The following is a 16,538-nucleotide window of genomic DNA, read 5'->3' as shown; positions in this document are numbered from 1 at the left end:
TAGTTCTGTTTAAAAAAAATTATTTCAACAATCGTCTTATCATTCGATATATTTCACCGCACCACAATACTATCGAGGTCCCGCAAATGATATATATCCAATCGTCGAAGCGTATGGGAGTAACATTAAACATTTTGCCGCCGAAAGTCACGATAATGGCCTGACCGATAACGATAACAAGTGCTACCGATAAGAATTGTTTACTGTGTCCCAGACCGCTGAACGCACTTTTAGTGTCTCCGAATGCTTTGGCATTGAACATATTCCAAAACTGTAGCATGACGAAAATCGTAAAGAATAACGATAGTTCGTAAACCGATAAGCCGTGTGGTACATCGGTAAAGTTAAAGAAATTAACGAAGAAATCTAAAATGCTGAAATCAGCAAGAGTCGTTATATCTGTATGCTTAAAATATTGTAATAATCCGAATAAAAGAATTACAAATGCAAAACCGGTCCCTATTATACGTATTGCCATCGGCTTGTTGATGATAAAGTCGGTAATTTTACGAGGTTTATCTTTCATTACTTTCGGACTAGGCGGAAGTGAGGCAAGAGCCAGTGCTGCAAAAGTATCCATAATAAGATTTACCCACAACATTTGCGTAACGGTCAATGGTGATTCTGTTCCTAAAAAAGCACCTATTAATACGATAAGGCAAGCTACGACGTTTATCGTCATCTGAAACAGTATAAAACGCCGTATGTTTTGGTACAATGAGCGTCCCCACATTACAGCACGGGTAATGCTTTTAAATGAATTGTCGAGAATCGTAATAGCGCTGGCTTCTTTCGCGACTGTCGTCCCGTCTCCCATTGATAATCCTACCTGTGCCGCATTTAAAGCCGGTGCGTCATTGGTTCCGTCTCCGGTTACGGCGACCACTTGCCCCTTTTGTTGTAATAGTTTTACCAGACGTTCTTTGTCCATGGGTCTTGCTCGAGAAATGATTTTCAGATCCATGATGCGATCAAGCAGTGATTGATCATCCATTGCTGCAAATTCTGTTCCGGTAATCCGGTTATATTCTGTGTCTTCGGGTTTCCATAATCCGATCTGGCGGCCGATTTCGGTGGCAGTTCCCGGGGTGTCTCCCGTAACGATTTTGATGTTGATTCCAGCGTCGAGGCATTGGTGTATGGCATCGGGTACATCAGGTCTTACCGGATCTGATATCGCAGTAATACCCATAAAGGTAAGGGATACTTCGTCTGATAATCGTCCGTCTTTGAAAAGTACAATATCGTCGTTTTCTATAATCTGATATGCGAAACCAAGGGTTCGCATAGCTTGTTCCTGATAGCGTAATAATTCGGTTTCAATTTTGTCTTTACAATCTTCAACCGGTAATTCTCCGGTTTCTGTAAGTACCGTCTTACAATGAGCCAATACATATTCGGGAGCTCCTTTTACATATAAAACTTTTTTCCCGATCGACGGAGAATCTACTAGAGTTGCCATGTATTTACGCTCGGTAGAAAAAGTTAGCTGGTCAATTACAGGGGCAGCTTCGCGTAAAGTAAGATAATTTACGCCTTTATTTTTCAACCAGAGAAGCAGAGCTCCTTCGGTAGGATTTCCTAATGCTGTCGTTTTTTCAGGATTAGATTCGTCGAGAAATGCGGTAGAATTTACCGAAATACCTTCTTTAATTAAGGAACAAAGTTTGTCGTCATTCAATTCCTGCCCTTTAAGGTTTGCAAAATCGGCGTGATAAACTTGCATCTGATTTTGGGTAAGAGTTCCTGTTTTATCGGTACAAATGACCGAAGCCGCTCCCATGGTTTCGCAAGCATGCATTTTTCGTACCAGATTGTTCGTCGAGAGCATTCGTTTCATGCTTAATGCCAGGCTAAGCGTTACACTCATGGGCAATCCTTCGGGAACAGCTACAACGATAACCGTTACTGCGATCATGGCCGTATTAAGAAGATAACTTCCCATGGCGATCCAGTCTAATGTTTCGATATGCAGAAAATAGAGAGACATTCTGACAATGATAATCAGGCCTGCAATAGTATAACTGGCTTTAGTAATAAAGCGGCCTAAAGTATCGAGTTGTGAATTGAGAGGAGTTTTTGTTTTATTCTCTATTTGAGACCCCTCATATACTTTCCCGTATTCGGTTGCGTCACCTACTTTTATTACACGCATGATCCCGTGCCCGTCGACAACGGTTGTTCCTTTCATTACTTCGTTAGAGGGGTAGGTGGCGTCTTTTTCAAAATCAGCTTCATCTACTGTTTTTCCGATCATCGGTTCGCCGGTGAGGGTCGATTCGTTGATTTGTAATGAAACGGCTTCGATGAGAATACCGTCTGCGGGGACTTCTTCTCCCGTTTCGAGAATGACGATATCGCCTACAACGACATCTTTTCTGGGGATTTCCCGTATCGAACTGTTTCTTATTACTTTTACGAGCGTGTCGTCGTTTACTTGATTGAGTACGTCAAATTTTTTATTGGCGCTCAGTTCGAAAAAAAATCCGACCATTGTAGCTAATATGACTGCCAGGAAAATACCGGCAGGTTCGAGAAATACGCCAGCATCTTCCATTCCGGTAGTATATTGGTAAATCGATACTCCGAAAGAGAGAAGCAATGCGACGAGTAAAATGCGGATGATAGGATCTTCGAATTTCTTGATAAATTGAGACCAGAGAGATTCTTTTTTCGGAGGAGTCAGTATGTTTTCTCCGTATTTTAGTCTGCTGGTAACGACTTCCTGATCTGAAAGTCCTGTGAGATGTTGTTTTTGTTCCATTCTGGATTTTAAGTGATTAGTAATATCCCGGATGATTCCCGATCGTTTTCATCGTGAAAAACCGCTATAACGAATTCCGATTCGCGTACAAAGGTAATTGTATTTTTCAACTTTTCGGTTGGTTTTGTATCCGATTTAAGTAAACGAAATTTAAAGAAATTAGACAGATTGATAATTTTGTATTTTATAATGATTATTAAGAGTTTAATGAATTCCGGAATATCATCAGTATCTGCATTTATTCGAAGCGATATTTTAGCGGTTGATTTGTTTTTATAAAATGAATTCAACTTTACGATAAAAAATTTAAAATTTTTTCCGGGAGAATCTGATTATGTTAGATTTAAATTACAGCCTGACAAGGCTTATTCTTCGTTTATAAAAACATGTTTTACCGCTTCAAGATAACCATATCCGTATATGTTACAAGGCATCAGATAGCTGGTTTCCGTCCATTCGTTCCAACTGTTTATGGTTATGAGTGGAGTTTGATCTGGATGGGAGTCGACAAAATCTTTTGCTTGTCGTAACGCTTTCTCGAAATTTTCAGGTGTATTGTTTTTCATAACAGCGCTTTTTCGGGTGCGAGGGCTATTATCCCAACCGACGCTAACGTGAGGATAATAGGTAAAATCATACGTTGTATCTATACGTGCCCATTCTTTTATGACAGATTTCATAATTGTGTTATAGTCTTCGTTTACATTTGTGAAATGAGCGAATTGGTAATGGGTTCCGCTGGTGAACCCCAATTTTTTTACAAATTCATTTTCGGGATTTGTGTTTTTACCTGCATCGAAACCGCTGTAATTCATATTGATAGACCATATTGTGATCTGAAGTTCCAGACCTGGAAATCCGGCTTTTTTAGTTTCTTTTTTAAACCATTCTAAGGCCTCTGCCGTTTCTTTTATACCTCCGAGTCCGGAGATTAGTTGCGGGATGTCATAGATCATGAAAACGGGCTTTCCGTCTATTTTATAATATTGGGGATGCTTAAAGTATTTTTCGATATTTCTTTTGCATATTTTTTCAAATTCTTGTCGATCAACTTTTCCGGTCCAAATTACATTTTCTTCATTAATACCTGCCAGTCGCGTATCCCATAAATTCAGAACGTCATGATTTGCCCACATCAGATAGAACTTCATCTTATTTACATTGTCGGCTTTCAGGAAACCGTTATTTAATGTCGTTTCCATAAACGGGCGTCCATCGAACCAGTACCAGTCGAATATGAATACGTTTATTCCGTGTTTTACTGCCTGATCGATCTCCATCGACATTATCGATGGGTCTGCTTCATTTATAAAACCCCATAAAGGTTTCCGGTCCCAATAATGCCCCGGATTTCTTTTTTGCATGGTCATTACTGTTTCCCATTCTCCTATTCCCATGGGCCAGAATGGTCGTAAACGTGGATCATCTGATGCGTAAGCCGGATACAGGAAAGCTGCTATATCATATTTTTGTTTTTTCCCTTGTCCGAATGCAAGTAACGAACAACAAAGGAATACCAATAAAGACTGAATGTATTTTTTCACGATATATCTGTTTTTCGATAATTAATGCTGAACATTTTTTAATAACAGGCAATAAGATGTGATTTTAATTGAATAGTTATCTCTATAGAATAGAGGTGCATAATGAAAACAAAGTTAAAATAATCTGTCTAATAACAGATTGTTTTTATGCTTATTTTTACAGATATAAAAAATAAGATTCGGAAACTATATTTTTAACTCGTATTTTTTGTATTTAAAATGTAACATTTTCGCAATGAAAATGCCTTGTGATATAGAGGATGCGAACTCTTAGCCGAAAGATGAAAAAAATGTGGATAGCGGATAAGCGGGATTTGAAAAAATGTGTAGATTTGTAAGATAGAAACACAAATGTCCGTTAACCTATGAATTATGTAGTTCTCCCGGATAATACGGTTCGAAAACTATCGTTTTATCTGGCTATGGAAGAATATATCGCACGTTATAAGTCGGATGAGGACCATTTTTTTATGTGGCAAGTGAATCCTACTGTTATTTTTGGGCGAAATCAGTTGATGGAGAACGAAATAAATTTCGATTATATAAAATCCCGTCATATAGAATATTATCGTCGTAAATCTGGTGGAGGGTGCGTTTTTGCCGACTTCAGTAACATCATGTTTTCTTATATCACTAAAGATTTCAATGTGGGTTTTACGTTCGATCGTTATCTTCGTTTGGTCGCTCATACTTTAAATAAGCTTGGGGTGAAAGCGCAGGTATCGGGAAGGAATGACATCGAGGTTGATGGTAGAAAAGTGTCCGGAAACGCATTTTATCGTATAGCCGGAAAAAGTATTGTGCATGGTACTATGCTTTTTGACACCGATCTCGGGGATTTGGTTCGGTCTATAACCCCCTGTAACGAAAAATTGGTTAGTAAGGGAGTCGAATCGGTACGTAAACGGGTTGCTAATCTAAAAGAATTTCTCGATATCGATATCGAAGAATTCAAAACTTTTATGCGTTCTCAACTGTGTGATAAAGAAATCATTCTTGATGATGGAGATGTTGATCGAATAAAAGAAATTGAAAAAGAGTATTTGAACGATGAATGGATCCTGGGGAATAATCCTCGGTATACACTCGTGAAAAAAGGATACGGAGAGGCTGGTGAAGTGGAAATAAGGCTCGAGATAAAAAAAAAGGAGATAAAAGGAATCGACCTGAAAGGAGATTATTTCCTTATCGGTGAAATGGGTGAATTATTAAATAGTTTTGTCGGTATTCCTTTTCGACGAGAAGAAGTAGAAAAAGTACTCGATAAAATAAACTTGCACGATTATATATTGAATCTTAGCCGGGAAAAGTTTTTGGCGATTATTTTCGATAATTGAACCTGAATAATGAGAAATAATAAAATGTGAAAAATCACATGGCTTAAAAAGAATACTTATGGAAGAAACTCTTAAAACTTGTTTACATGCGAAGCATGTCGCTTTAGGTGCAAAGATGGTACCTTTTGGTGGATTCGACATGCCTATCGAATATACTTCGATCGTTGAAGAACACAATGCCGTGCGTCATGCAGCGGGAATTTTCGATGTCTCGCATATGGGTGAAGTATTGGTAACCGGAGTCGAAAGTGAAAAATATGTAAATCATATTTTTACGAACGATATTTCCGGAGCTCCGGTGGGGAAAATATTTTACGGCATGATGTTGTATCCTGAAGGAGGTACGGTGGATGATCTTTTGGTATATAAACTGGGTGAACAGCGCTATTTTCTTGTGATAAATGCGTCGAATATCGCTAAAGATTACGACTGGATGAAAAAAAATGCTGCAGGTTTAGATGTAAAACTCGAGAATCAATCCGATCGGTATGGCGAAGTAGCGGTTCAGGGACCCCAAGCTTGGGAAAAAATAGAAAAACTCTTGAAAATTGCCGTTAATGATCTCGAGTTTTATACCTGCAAAGAGCTTGTTTATGAGGGAGAAACGATAATAATATCGCGTACCGGCTACACGGGTGAGGATGGTTTCGAATTATATGGAAGCCATGAATTTATAAATAAAATATGGGATATTCTTGTCGAGTCGAAAGAAGTGATGCCCTGTGGTTTGGGCTGCCGTGATACTCTGCGATTCGAAGTAGCTCTTCCGCTTTACGGACATGAACTTGCCGATGATATCACTCCGCTTGAAGCCGGTCTCGGTTCTTTTGTAAAGCTCGATAAAGAAGAATTCATAGGTAAAGAGGCTATTGCTTTACAGAAAGCAGAAGGGGTGAAACGAAAAGTCGTAGGAATAGAATTGACAGAAAAAGCTATTCCCAGAGCCGGCTATGAAGTAATTGCAGACGGCAAGGTGATTGGTACCGTTACTACCGGATATAATTCTATTTCGACCGGGAAAAGTGTCTGTATGGCTCTTATCGATGCCGCTTATGCAAAACTGGGAACAGAAGTGGAAATACATATCCGTAAAAAATTCTTTAAGGGTACGGTTGTAAAAAAACGCTTTTACGAAAAAAATTATAAGAAATAACGTAAATCGAATATTAAAAAATAAAACACATTAAAAATTATGAGTAAAGTATTAGACGGACTCCGTTATGCAGAGTCTCACGAATGGGTAAAAGTTGAAGGGGAATTCGGTTATGTGGGTATCACTGATTATGCGCAGCACCAGTTGGGTAATATCGTGTATGTAGATATGCCCGAAGTAGATGATGAGGTAACGCAGGGTGAAGAATTCGGAGCTGTAGAAAGTGTAAAGGCTGCGAGTGATCTTATTTCTCCCGTTAGCGGTACGGTTGTTGAAATAAACGAAAAACTGGAAGATGCACCTGAAGCATTGAATGAAGATGCTTATGCGAATTGGATTTTTAAAGTGAAGTTGAGTGATCCTTCTGAAATGGATAATTTGATGGATGCAGCTGCTTACGAAGCTATTTGCGAATAAATAACCCTTAGATAAAAAGAATATGTTTAAATATTTTCCGCACACCGGGGCCGATATTAAAGAGATGCTCGGGCGTATCGGAGTAGGATCACTCGACGATTTGAATGCCGAGATTCCTGCGGAAGTACGTTTTAATAAAGAGTATAATCTTCCGGTATCGATGTCCGAAAGCGAAGTAAGGGAGTATTTCACTCGCTTAGGTAATGAAAACCGGTCTCTTACTGTTTTTGCAGGAGCCGGTTCGTATGATCATTATGCTCCGTCGGTAGTTTCTCAACTCATCTCCCGTTCTGAGTTTCTTACGGCTTATACTCCTTATCAGCCAGAAATATCACAGGGAACATTGCAGTATATTTTCGAATTTCAGAGTATGATTTCCGAACTTACTGGAATGGAAAGTTGCAATGCTTCGATGTACGATGGCCCTACGGCAACAGCCGAGGCTATGTTTATGGCCGTGTCCAATGCTAAAAAAAGAAATAAAGTGTTGGTTTCGAAAACGGTTAACCCGAATGTGATGAGGGTGGTGAAAACATATGCGTTTTTTAAAGGGGTAGAGATTGCAGAGATCGAGGAAAAAGAAGGGGTAACGGACTTAGCTTCGATGAAAGAATTATTGTCGGCCGGTGATGTTGCCGGGGTAATCGTAAGTTCTCCTAATTGTTACGGTATCGTAGAGGATTATTCCGGTTTTTCCGAGGCAGTACACGATGCGAAAGCTTTACTGATAATGAATGCCGATCCGTCTACATTATCAGTTCTCAAAACACCGAAAGAATGGGGGGCTGATATAGCTTGTGGTGATGGTCAGACGTTAGGGATGCCTCTGAATTTCGGAGGGCCTTATGTTGGGTATCTTGCAACAACAAAAGAACTTTTGCGTAAATTGCCGGGACGTATAGTCGGGGCTACTACCGATGTCGACGGCAAAAGAGCGTTTGTTCTTACCTTACAAGCACGTGAACAGCACATACGCCGGCAAAAAGCCAATAGTAATATTTGTTCCAATCAATCACTAATGGCTTTATATGTGACTATTTATCTTGCACTTATGGGGAAAAAAGGACTCCGTGAAGTTAATGAAACTTCTTATGCGGGGGCTCATTATTTGTGTGATGAGTTGATTAAAACCGGTAAATTTTCGTTGTGTTTCAATCATCCTTTCCTAAAGGAATTTGCCGTAAAAACTACCTTGAATGTAGATAAATTATATAAAAAATTGCTCGATAACGGTATTTTAGGCGGTATCCCGATGAAGCAACTGAAACCGGGTATGGATAATGCATTACTTTTCTGTGTAACCGAAAAAAGAACACGGGCTGAGATCGACCGGCTTGTTTCTTTAATAAAAGAGGAGGCCTGAACATGAAATATTATGATAAACTGATATTTGAGATTTCAAAAGAGGGCCGTGTTGGGTATACTTTGCCCAAACCGGATTTTGGCAAATATTCGGTAAATGATCTTCCCGAAGGCCTTTTGCGTCAGGACACTCCTGACCTTCCCGAAGTAAGCGAACTCGATGTCGTGCGTCACTATACTAATGTGTCGAATAAGAACTTCGGTGTAGAGACCGGTTTTTATCCGTTGGGCTCTTGTACGATGAAGTACAACCCTAAGATTAACGAAGAAATAGCTGCATTACCGGCCTTTTCGGCATTACATCCGATGCAACCGGCCGAAACTGCTCAAGGAGCTTTAAAGGTATATTATGAGCTGGCCCGTTCGTTGGCTGAAATATCTGGATTGGCTGAGTTTACCCTTAATCCTTTTGCGGGTGCTCATGGTGAACTTACCGGTCTTATGCTGATGCGTCAATACCATATAAAACGTGGGGATATGAATCGTACCCGGGTAATTGTCCCGAACAGTGCACACGGTACCAATCCGGCAAGTGCAGCGGTATGCGGACTCGAAATCGTAGAGGTTGAATCTACTCCCGAAGGAACGATCGATGTCGAAAAACTGAAACCGTTACTGGATGAAACGATTGCCGGTATTATGATGACTAATCCTAATACGTTGGGGATTTTTGAAAAAGAGATTCTCGAGATCGCTTCATTGGTACATGCTTGCGGCGGTTTGTTATATTATGACGGCGCAAATCTGAATCCATTGTTGGGAGTTTGTCGACCGGGAGATATGGGATTCGATATTATGCATATCAATTTGCACAAAACATTCTCTACTCCGCACGGAGGTGGAGGGCCGGGTAGTGGTCCGGTGGGGGTAGCAGCCGCACTTACCGAGTTCCTTCCCAATCCCCGTGTAAAAAAAGTGGAAGACCGTTATGTTGTAGAAACAGGGGACGATGCGATCGGATCTGTTTCGGGTTTTTTCGGTAATTTTGCTGTTATGATGCGGGCTTATACTTATATTTTGTCTTTAGGAAAAGAGAATATACGTCATGTAGGGTCTTTGGCAACATTAAATGCAAATTATGTGAAGGAATCACTAAAACAGGATTATTATTTGCCGATCGAAGGTGTATGTAAGCATGAATTCGTGTTCGACGGATTAGCCGATAAATCTACCGGTGTAACGACTCTCGATGTGGCAAAGCGATTGCTCGACTATGGGTATCATGCCCCGACGATTTATTTCCCCTTATTGTTTCATCAATCGATTATGATCGAACCTACCGAAACCGAATCGAAAGAAACTCTCGATGAATTTATCGGTGTGATGAAGACAGTGGCTCGTGAGGCTCGCGAAAATCCCGACATTGTAAAGAGTGCTCCTCACTCGACTCCGGTTCGTCGTCTCGATGAAACGACTGCGGCTAAAAAGCCCATATTGAGATTTAAAGATTTATAATGTAAATTAAAAAACAGACCCGGTGTGATGGAAAGATAATATTTTCTTCTTTCCGTTCATTCCGGGTCTGTTTGTCAGAATCATAATATTATGAAAAGCGATATAATTATTATCGGAGCAGGTCCCGGAGGGTATGAAACTGCTATATATGCGGCTCGCAACGGACTTTCGGTAACGATTTTCGAAAATCGTAAACCGGGGGGAACTTGTCTGAATGAAGGATGTATTCCTACGAAATGTTTTTGTCGTAACGCTGAAATCCTGGATGGTATAAAAGACAGTGCGGAATATGGTGTGAATGATATGGCTTATACGTTTGACTTCGGACAAGTTATCGAAAGAAAAAACCGTATTGTCGCAGGATTGATAGAAGGGGTTGAGTTTTTATTGAAAAATAAACTGATTACTTTTGTAAAAGAAGCTGCCTCGCTGATCGATGCACACTCTGTTCGGAGTGTGTCAGGAGAAATATATTCCTGTGACCATTTGATTATTGCGACCGGATCGGTGAGTAAGAATCTGCCTATTCCGGGCAATAATTTGCCGGGAGTACTTACTTCGAAAGAAATTCTCGATATCGAAAAAGTACCGGAGAATTTATGCGTTATCGGTGCTGGTGTAATCGGCTTGGAGTTTGCTTCGGTGTTTAACAGTTTCGGCAGTAAGGTGACTGTTCTTGAATATGCTAAGGAAATATTGCCTAATTTCGATGCCGATATATCCAAACGATTAAAACAGGCATTGGGGAAAAAAGGGATAGAGATCGTAAACTCGGCTGCTGTAGAGGAAATTCGGGAAAATGCCGATCGGCTAAGTGTAAAATACGGATATAAAGGGGAAAATCGGGAAGTTGTAGCTGATACGGTGTTGATGGCGGTAGGACGTGCTGCAAATGTAGAATCTCTTAATCTCGATGTTGCAGGTATTGTTTATTCTTCTAAAGGAATTGTTACCGATGATAATATGGAGACCAATATTTCACGCGTTTATGCAATCGGTGACGTAAATGGGAAATGTATGCTTGCGCATGCAGCTACATTTCAGGGCCGCAAAGTAATCGATCATATTTTAGGAAAAGAAAACACGATACGTCTCGATATCATTCCTTCGGCAGTATTTACTCGTCCCGAAGCGGCTATGGTCGGTTGTACTGAGGATGAATGTAAACAACAAGGTAGAGTTTACCGTTCTAAAAAAGCAATGTTCAGGGCGAATGGTAAGGCCTTGAGCATGGGAGAGCCAGAAGGTATTTGTAAAATTATTGCCGACGAAGACGGTGTTATTATCGGTTGTCATATGTTAGGTCCACATACTGCCGATATTATACAGGAAATAAGCGCTTTAATAAATCGTCGTACGACCGTTGACGAACTTAGTTCGATGATACATGCGCATCCTACTCTTTCTGAAATCGTACAAGAATGCGCGCGTGAATTCTGATTGATAGAAGAAATGCCTGCCATTATAGGGGATATTTTCGAAAATTCCTTTATCTGAAAATATTCCCGATATTCTGTTCGGCTATCTCTGTTTGAAGATCTGAAAAATGATAGAACTCGATAAAAGGACAATGTATGCGACGGTCGGTTATTTCAATACTTAAATGCGATAAAGCGTAGTGTACGATACGCTTTATCGCAACCATGAGATTAAATATTCTATATATCGATTCTCTTTACATATACTTTAACTATATAATTGTTATTAGTTGTAAATTATGATATACCCCGGGACATGAGCAAATATCCCTTTATTTTGTGGTCTATTTTTAAGATATTTATTAAATACGAATCGTAAAATATTCTTTTTTATCTGTCGATACTGAATTAGTCTTTAATTAAATTTTATCGGTATTTAAGATTATATATTGAATTTCAAATATTTAATTATTGTAAATAATAAAATTGAGGAAAAAATACAGGCTATATTTGTGACGTTTTATATTTAAGTATTGTATTTTCAGCAACATTTTATAAAGTAAGACAGCTATTTCCCTAATCCTTTTTTTAAGGTCATATTGTCTAATCGGCTATGACTAAGTTTATGAAGAAAATTATATATAAATAAGATAGAATTTTAATGTAATAAAATGCTTATGAAAAAAATTTCTACTAAAAAATTTGTATCTATTATCGTTTGTGTGTTTACCGTTACGATGATAGCGAATGCGCAAAAGGGAGGTTATCAGTTGGCGAATGGTAATTTCGAAGGTACTTGGACCGATAATACGCGTAATAAATATAAAGAATCGACTCCTGATAACTGGAATTCTTTCTTTACGGCGAAAACGAATTCGACCACTGAAATGGCATTCGGAACAATTTTAACAGGTGCTCAGGCGGGAACATTGGCTAAGGCGAGCGGTGACGATGCACATGCCGGTTTTGCCGCTAAAATTACTTCTGTAAAAAATATGATGAAATCTATTTCTAATGGTAATCTTACGACGGGCCGTATCAATATGGGGGATACGAATCCGAGCGCTGTCTCGAATTATAATTTTACCGATTTAAACGATGAAACCTGTAATCATAGTTTTATCGGATATCCCGATTCTATGGTATTTTGGGTAAAATTTACGCCGGTTACGAAAACTAACTTCGGACAAGCTCATTTAATTATACACGATGAGTTCGAATATAAAGAGCCAAACGAAACCGAAGAAAATGTGGCTGCTCATCGTATCGGTTATGCACGTACCGAAATTGCCGAAACCAATGGTATTTGGGTAAGAATCTCTGAACCGTTCGTATATAATACCGAAAAGATGAATATTACGGGTAACCGGTATATGTTGGCTTCGTTTACAACGAACAAAGAAGCCGGAAAAGGCGATGGTGGAGATGTTTTATGTATCGATGATATCGAAATGATATATAACTCTCATCTGGTTTCTTTGTCGATAGACGGGATTCCGGTAGACGGATTTACTTCGGACCGGTGTGATGATCCTTCCGATCCTATTGTAATTACAGGAGAGAAGCCTGCCGACTTGAATGCATCGATAGAAGCTATTTCCGACGGGCAGGCTGCAACTGTTTCCTTGGGTGAGGAAAACGGATTGGTGGCGGTGACAGTTAAAGGAAATGACTATGCTGAAGGCACCAATGAGAACAAACATGTGTATTATCTTAAATTCGAATCGGTTCCGGAGGTCGTTCCCGTCGAAGATATTGTAGGTATTTATAACGGCTTACTCGATGTGGATATGACTGCGATGAGTTCTTCCGGTGAAGAATTTATTGTAACGACTCCCGATCAGATAAGTTTATCCAAAGGTGCAGTAACTAATACGGTAAATTTATTGCTGAAGAATTTCTCGTTTATGGGAATGGAATTAGGTGATATTAATTTAGAAGATATTCCGGTTACTGTTGAAGGTAATATTATGAAGTTCGAAAGTACAGTTGTGCCGATGACATGGAATGTAGGTGGATTTATGACGATAAATGCCGACGTAAAGGGAATCGGCTCGGTTGAAAACGGTGTTTTAACAGCCGATATCGATGTACAGTGGAAAACCGATGAGGGTGTTACCCCTATCCCGGTATCTTTTAATGGAAATATTGTTTCACAAGGAGCAAGGTTAAGTGATATTTTATATAACGGAACCTCTATTTTCGTGGCAGATAAATTCAATTATAATATAACGCCGGGTATCGATAAGGAAATTTCTTTTACGAAAGCAAATACTGATGCGAAAGTAGATGTTGTGATGGATGGAAACTGGGTAACAGTGACTGTAACCGAAGGAGATCAACAGAATGTTTATCATTTGGTAAATCCCGATTTGAATATACCGGGGATAAAAGCCATTAAATTAGGACAATCTGTAATCGATGGAAATCTGACAATCTCCGGAGGTGTAGAAGTTGCCGGAAATACAAAAGTGGCCGGAAAAATTTCTTATACAAAAGCGGTAGACGGTGTATGGAATGTAATCGGATTGCCATTTATCCCGGCTGAAGTGAATACAGTTTTGGCTGATGGAACGAAAACTGCCGCTGATGCGCAATGGTATTCTTATACGACACAGGGTGGCGCTTACAAACCCGTCGAATTACAATCTATAAGCGATAAAGGTATTATGAGATTGAATACGGCGTTGGATGCTGTAAGTCTCGAATTGGTATCTTCTGAGAATTCATCGATTGCAGGGGCTGCCCAGACGGCCGGTGAGGGATATACGGTTATTGCTAATACCGGTCTGATTTCTGTTAAGCCGTCTGATCTCGTTTCTGCTGATACTTATTATGTTTTCGATCTTGAAAATCAGGTATTTGTGAAAGCGACAGAAGCTTCAAAAGTACTTCCTGCTGCTATGTTTATTGCATACAAGGGTAGTGAGCCGGTAGAGACAATTGCGGTACCGTCTGATTACGACAGCTTGGAAAGTCATGTATCGGATTCTTTTGAGGTTTATAGCTTTGGCGGACAGATATATGTGAAAAACTACGAAGGAACAATCGGTATTTATCGATTGAACGGATCTAAGGTGAGTGATATGAAAATTTCGGGAGATACCGTATTCGGTATCGCAAGCGGAACATATGTGATACATACCGGCAAGACCGCTACCATCGTAGTAGTTAGATAATACGGAACAGATTGAGTGGAAAATCCCCCGTAAAACGATTTTTATCGTTTTACGGGGGATTTTATTTTTTTAATGAATAAAGTACATTTTAAAAAACATAATGTGCAGTGTATTTGTTAACTTTATTATAATCTGACCGACCAGTAAATGGCCGCCAATTGTTGTATTTGAGATATGTGGAGAGGGATTTACTAATGAAAAATCGGAAGAAAAATTTGGATAGGCTCTTTTTCAGTCAGTGGTTTTTATACTCTATTTTTCTGGCTATATTATTTTTACCTAATCTTTTTTTATTTTTTACCGAAACGACGACTCCTTTGGTGGCCCGTTTTTGTAATATCTTTTTACCATTATCCGTATATGGTTGGGTCATGACTCTTTCTCCTCGTCCGGGTAAAGTATTTTGGTTTCTTTTTCCGGTGTTGTTTCTCGGTGCATTTCAATTGGTATTGCTTTATCTTTTCGGGGAATCGATTATTGCCGTCGATATGTTTCTGAATCTTTTTACAACAAATTCGGTGGAAGCGCTCGAATTACTGGATAAGCTTATGCCTGCCGTTGTTGGTGTTATCGTTCTTTATATTCCTGCGTTGGTCTTGGCTGCTTTTACTTGGCATAAAGGTAATCGGCTATCGAAAAGTTTCAGATATCGTTGCCGTTTAATATGGTCTCTTACAGGGGTAGCGGGTTTCGTGCTACTTGCCGCGTCGTATGTAACCGACGACCGGTATTCGGTAAAAACCGATCTTTATCCAGTAAACGTCTGTTATAATATTTTTCAGGCATTTGATAGGGAAATGCGTTCCGATCATTATTACGAGACTTCCCGTGATTTCTCATTCGGTTCACAGGCAGAACATGATGAGGATATTCCTGAAATATATGTTATGGTTATCGGCGAAACATCACGGGCTATCGATTGGGAATTATATGGTTATACCCGTAATACGAACCCGCTTTTATCCCGTGAAAACGAGCTTATTGTTTTTCCTTATGCACTTACGCAGTCGAATACAACGCATAAAAGTGTGCCTATGCTACTTTCTGCAGCTTCGGCGGAAAATTTTAATTCTCTTTATCAACAGAAAGGGATTATTACTGCATTTAAGGAAGCGGGCTTTTATACGCTGTTTTTGTCTAATCAACAACCGAATCATTCTTTTATTGATTTTTTGGGAAAAGAGGCCGATGAATGGAATTTTATTAAAGATAGCCCGAGAAAGGATGTAAATGCACCTGATGAAGAATTGTTGAAGTATTTCGATAACGTTTTAAAGGAGGAGCACCATAAACTTTTTGTAGTATTACATACCTATGGCTCGCATTTCGATTATCGAGAGCGTTATCCTGCGATATTTTCGGTGTATAAACCAGATGACATAACGGGAGCCAAGCCTTGCTTCAGGAATAATCTGATAAACGCGTATGATAATACGATACGGTATACCGATTATTTTCTTACAAGTTTGATCGACCGACTTCGCCGATCGGGAAAAACGTCTGCCGTATTGTACACTTCCGACCATGGAGAAGATATTTTCGATGACCGGAGAAAACTTTTTTTGCATGCTTCACCAGTTCCGTCTTATTATCAAATGCATGTGCCGATGCTTATTTGGTTATCCGATTCTTATCGTTATGATTTCCCGACGATAAAAGAAACTCTTGACCGGAATAAAAACAAAGGCGTAGAAACAAGTGTATCATTCTTTCATACGATGTTGACTATCGGGGGTATAGATACTCGTTACAGAAACGATTCTCTTTCTCTTGCAAGCCCATTATATCACGAAAGAAAACGCCTGTATCTCAACGATCATAACAAGCCATGTACACTCGACGATATCGGTCTTAAAAAAGAAGATTTCGATATGTTCCAGCGTATGCATATCGTGACTCAGTAAACGAT

The 16,538-nt window shown here is 39.5% G+C and carries 11 protein-coding genes; 8 read left to right on the top strand and 3 right to left on the bottom strand.

Translation table 11 applies throughout. From position 1 onward, the window contains the following. Nucleotides 1-19 precede the first annotated feature (19 nt). Both NMU02_RS09400 and NMU02_RS09395 read right to left on the bottom strand, forming a co-directional pair. The gene (locus NMU02_RS09400) at nt 20-2,764 is read right to left on the bottom strand and encodes a calcium-translocating P-type ATPase, PMCA-type (RefSeq protein WP_255027593.1); all 2,745 of its coding nucleotides are present in this window, start codon (nt 2,762-2,764) and stop codon (nt 20-22) included. A 365-nt stretch (nt 2,765-3,129) separates the two neighbouring features. Further along, a complete protein-coding gene (locus tag NMU02_RS09395; RefSeq protein ID WP_255027592.1) occupies nt 3,130-4,308 on the bottom strand; it encodes a glycosyltransferase WbsX family protein in 1,179 nt (392 codons plus the stop codon). Between the two features lie 365 nt (nt 4,309-4,673). Between NMU02_RS09395 and lplA the strand changes: the two genes are divergently transcribed. The 6 genes from lplA (at nt 4,674) to lpdA (ending at nt 11,472) form a co-directional block, all read left to right on the top strand. Further along, nucleotides 4,674-5,645 (top strand): lipoate--protein ligase, encoded by a 972-nt coding sequence (gene lplA / locus NMU02_RS09390; protein ID WP_255027591.1) that lies wholly within the window; start codon nt 4,674-4,676, stop codon nt 5,643-5,645. A 58-nt stretch (nt 5,646-5,703) separates the two neighbouring features. Next, a complete protein-coding gene (gene gcvT / locus NMU02_RS09385; RefSeq protein ID WP_255027590.1) occupies nt 5,704-6,798 on the top strand; it encodes a glycine cleavage system aminomethyltransferase GcvT in 1,095 nt (364 codons plus the stop codon). Nucleotides 6,799-6,837: 39 nt separating this feature from the next. After that, a complete protein-coding gene (gene gcvH / locus NMU02_RS09380) occupies nt 6,838-7,215 on the top strand; it encodes a glycine cleavage system protein GcvH (protein WP_255027589.1) in 378 nt (125 codons plus the stop codon). Between the two features lie 22 nt (nt 7,216-7,237). Beyond that, complete coding sequence (gene gcvPA, locus NMU02_RS09375) at nt 7,238-8,578, top strand: aminomethyl-transferring glycine dehydrogenase subunit GcvPA (RefSeq protein WP_255027588.1); 1,341 nt, start codon at nt 7,238-7,240, stop codon at nt 8,576-8,578. After that, nucleotides 8,575-10,032 (top strand): aminomethyl-transferring glycine dehydrogenase subunit GcvPB, encoded by a 1,458-nt coding sequence (gene gcvPB, locus NMU02_RS09370; RefSeq protein ID WP_290427135.1) that lies wholly within the window; start codon nt 8,575-8,577, stop codon nt 10,030-10,032. Before gcvPA ends, gcvPB begins: the two co-directional genes overlap by 4 nt. A gap of 90 nt (nt 10,033-10,122) precedes the next feature. After that, nucleotides 10,123-11,472 carry a dihydrolipoyl dehydrogenase gene (gene lpdA / locus NMU02_RS09365; RefSeq protein WP_290427134.1) on the top strand — a complete coding sequence of 450 codons (1,350 nt, stop codon included), beginning with the start codon at nt 10,123-10,125 and terminating at the stop codon, nt 11,470-11,472. 49 nt (nt 11,473-11,521) lie between these two features. On the opposite strand, the gene NMU02_RS09360 is transcribed toward lpdA, so the two are convergent. Beyond that, complete coding sequence (locus tag NMU02_RS09360; RefSeq protein ID WP_255027584.1) at nt 11,522-11,677, bottom strand: hypothetical protein; 156 nt, start codon at nt 11,675-11,677, stop codon at nt 11,522-11,524. Between the two features lie 450 nt (nt 11,678-12,127). Between NMU02_RS09360 and NMU02_RS09355 the strand changes: the two genes are divergently transcribed. Then, nucleotides 12,128-14,629 carry a calycin-like domain-containing protein gene (locus NMU02_RS09355; RefSeq protein WP_255027583.1) on the top strand — a complete coding sequence of 834 codons (2,502 nt, stop codon included), beginning with the start codon at nt 12,128-12,130 and terminating at the stop codon, nt 14,627-14,629. 194 nt (nt 14,630-14,823) lie between these two features. Further along, entirely contained in the window at nt 14,824-16,533 is a 1,710-nt protein-coding gene (locus NMU02_RS09350; RefSeq protein ID WP_255027582.1) for a phosphoethanolamine transferase family protein, read from the top strand. The last annotated feature ends 5 nt before the right edge of the window (nt 16,534-16,538 follow it).

This window comes from Coprobacter tertius (assembly GCF_024330105.1).
Classification (GTDB): Bacteria; Bacteroidota; Bacteroidia; order Bacteroidales; family Coprobacteraceae; genus Coprobacter; species Coprobacter tertius.
This window is presented reverse-complemented; position numbering and strand designations above follow the sequence as displayed.

Bases quoted from the DNA above. Each gene is read 5' to 3' on its own strand.
- NMU02_RS09400 (WP_255027593.1), bottom strand. From the start codon at position 2,764: ATGGAACAAAAACAACATCTCACAGGACTTTCAGATCAGGAAGTCGTT.
- lplA (WP_255027591.1), top strand. From the start codon at position 4,674: ATGAATTATGTAGTTCTCCCGGATAATACGGTTCGAAAACTATCGTTT.
- gcvT (WP_255027590.1), top strand. From the start codon at position 5,704: ATGGAAGAAACTCTTAAAACTTGTTTACATGCGAAGCATGTCGCTTTA.
- gcvH (WP_255027589.1), top strand. From the start codon at position 6,838: ATGAGTAAAGTATTAGACGGACTCCGTTATGCAGAGTCTCACGAATGG.
- gcvPA (WP_255027588.1), top strand. From the start codon at position 7,238: ATGTTTAAATATTTTCCGCACACCGGGGCCGATATTAAAGAGATGCTC.
- lpdA (WP_290427134.1), top strand. From the start codon at position 10,123: ATGAAAAGCGATATAATTATTATCGGAGCAGGTCCCGGAGGGTATGAA.
- NMU02_RS09360 (WP_255027584.1), bottom strand. From the start codon at position 11,677: ATGGTTGCGATAAAGCGTATCGTACACTACGCTTTATCGCATTTAAGT.
- NMU02_RS09355 (WP_255027583.1), top strand. From the start codon at position 12,128: ATGAAAAAAATTTCTACTAAAAAATTTGTATCTATTATCGTTTGTGTG.
- NMU02_RS09350 (WP_255027582.1), top strand. From the start codon at position 14,824: ATGAAAAATCGGAAGAAAAATTTGGATAGGCTCTTTTTCAGTCAGTGG.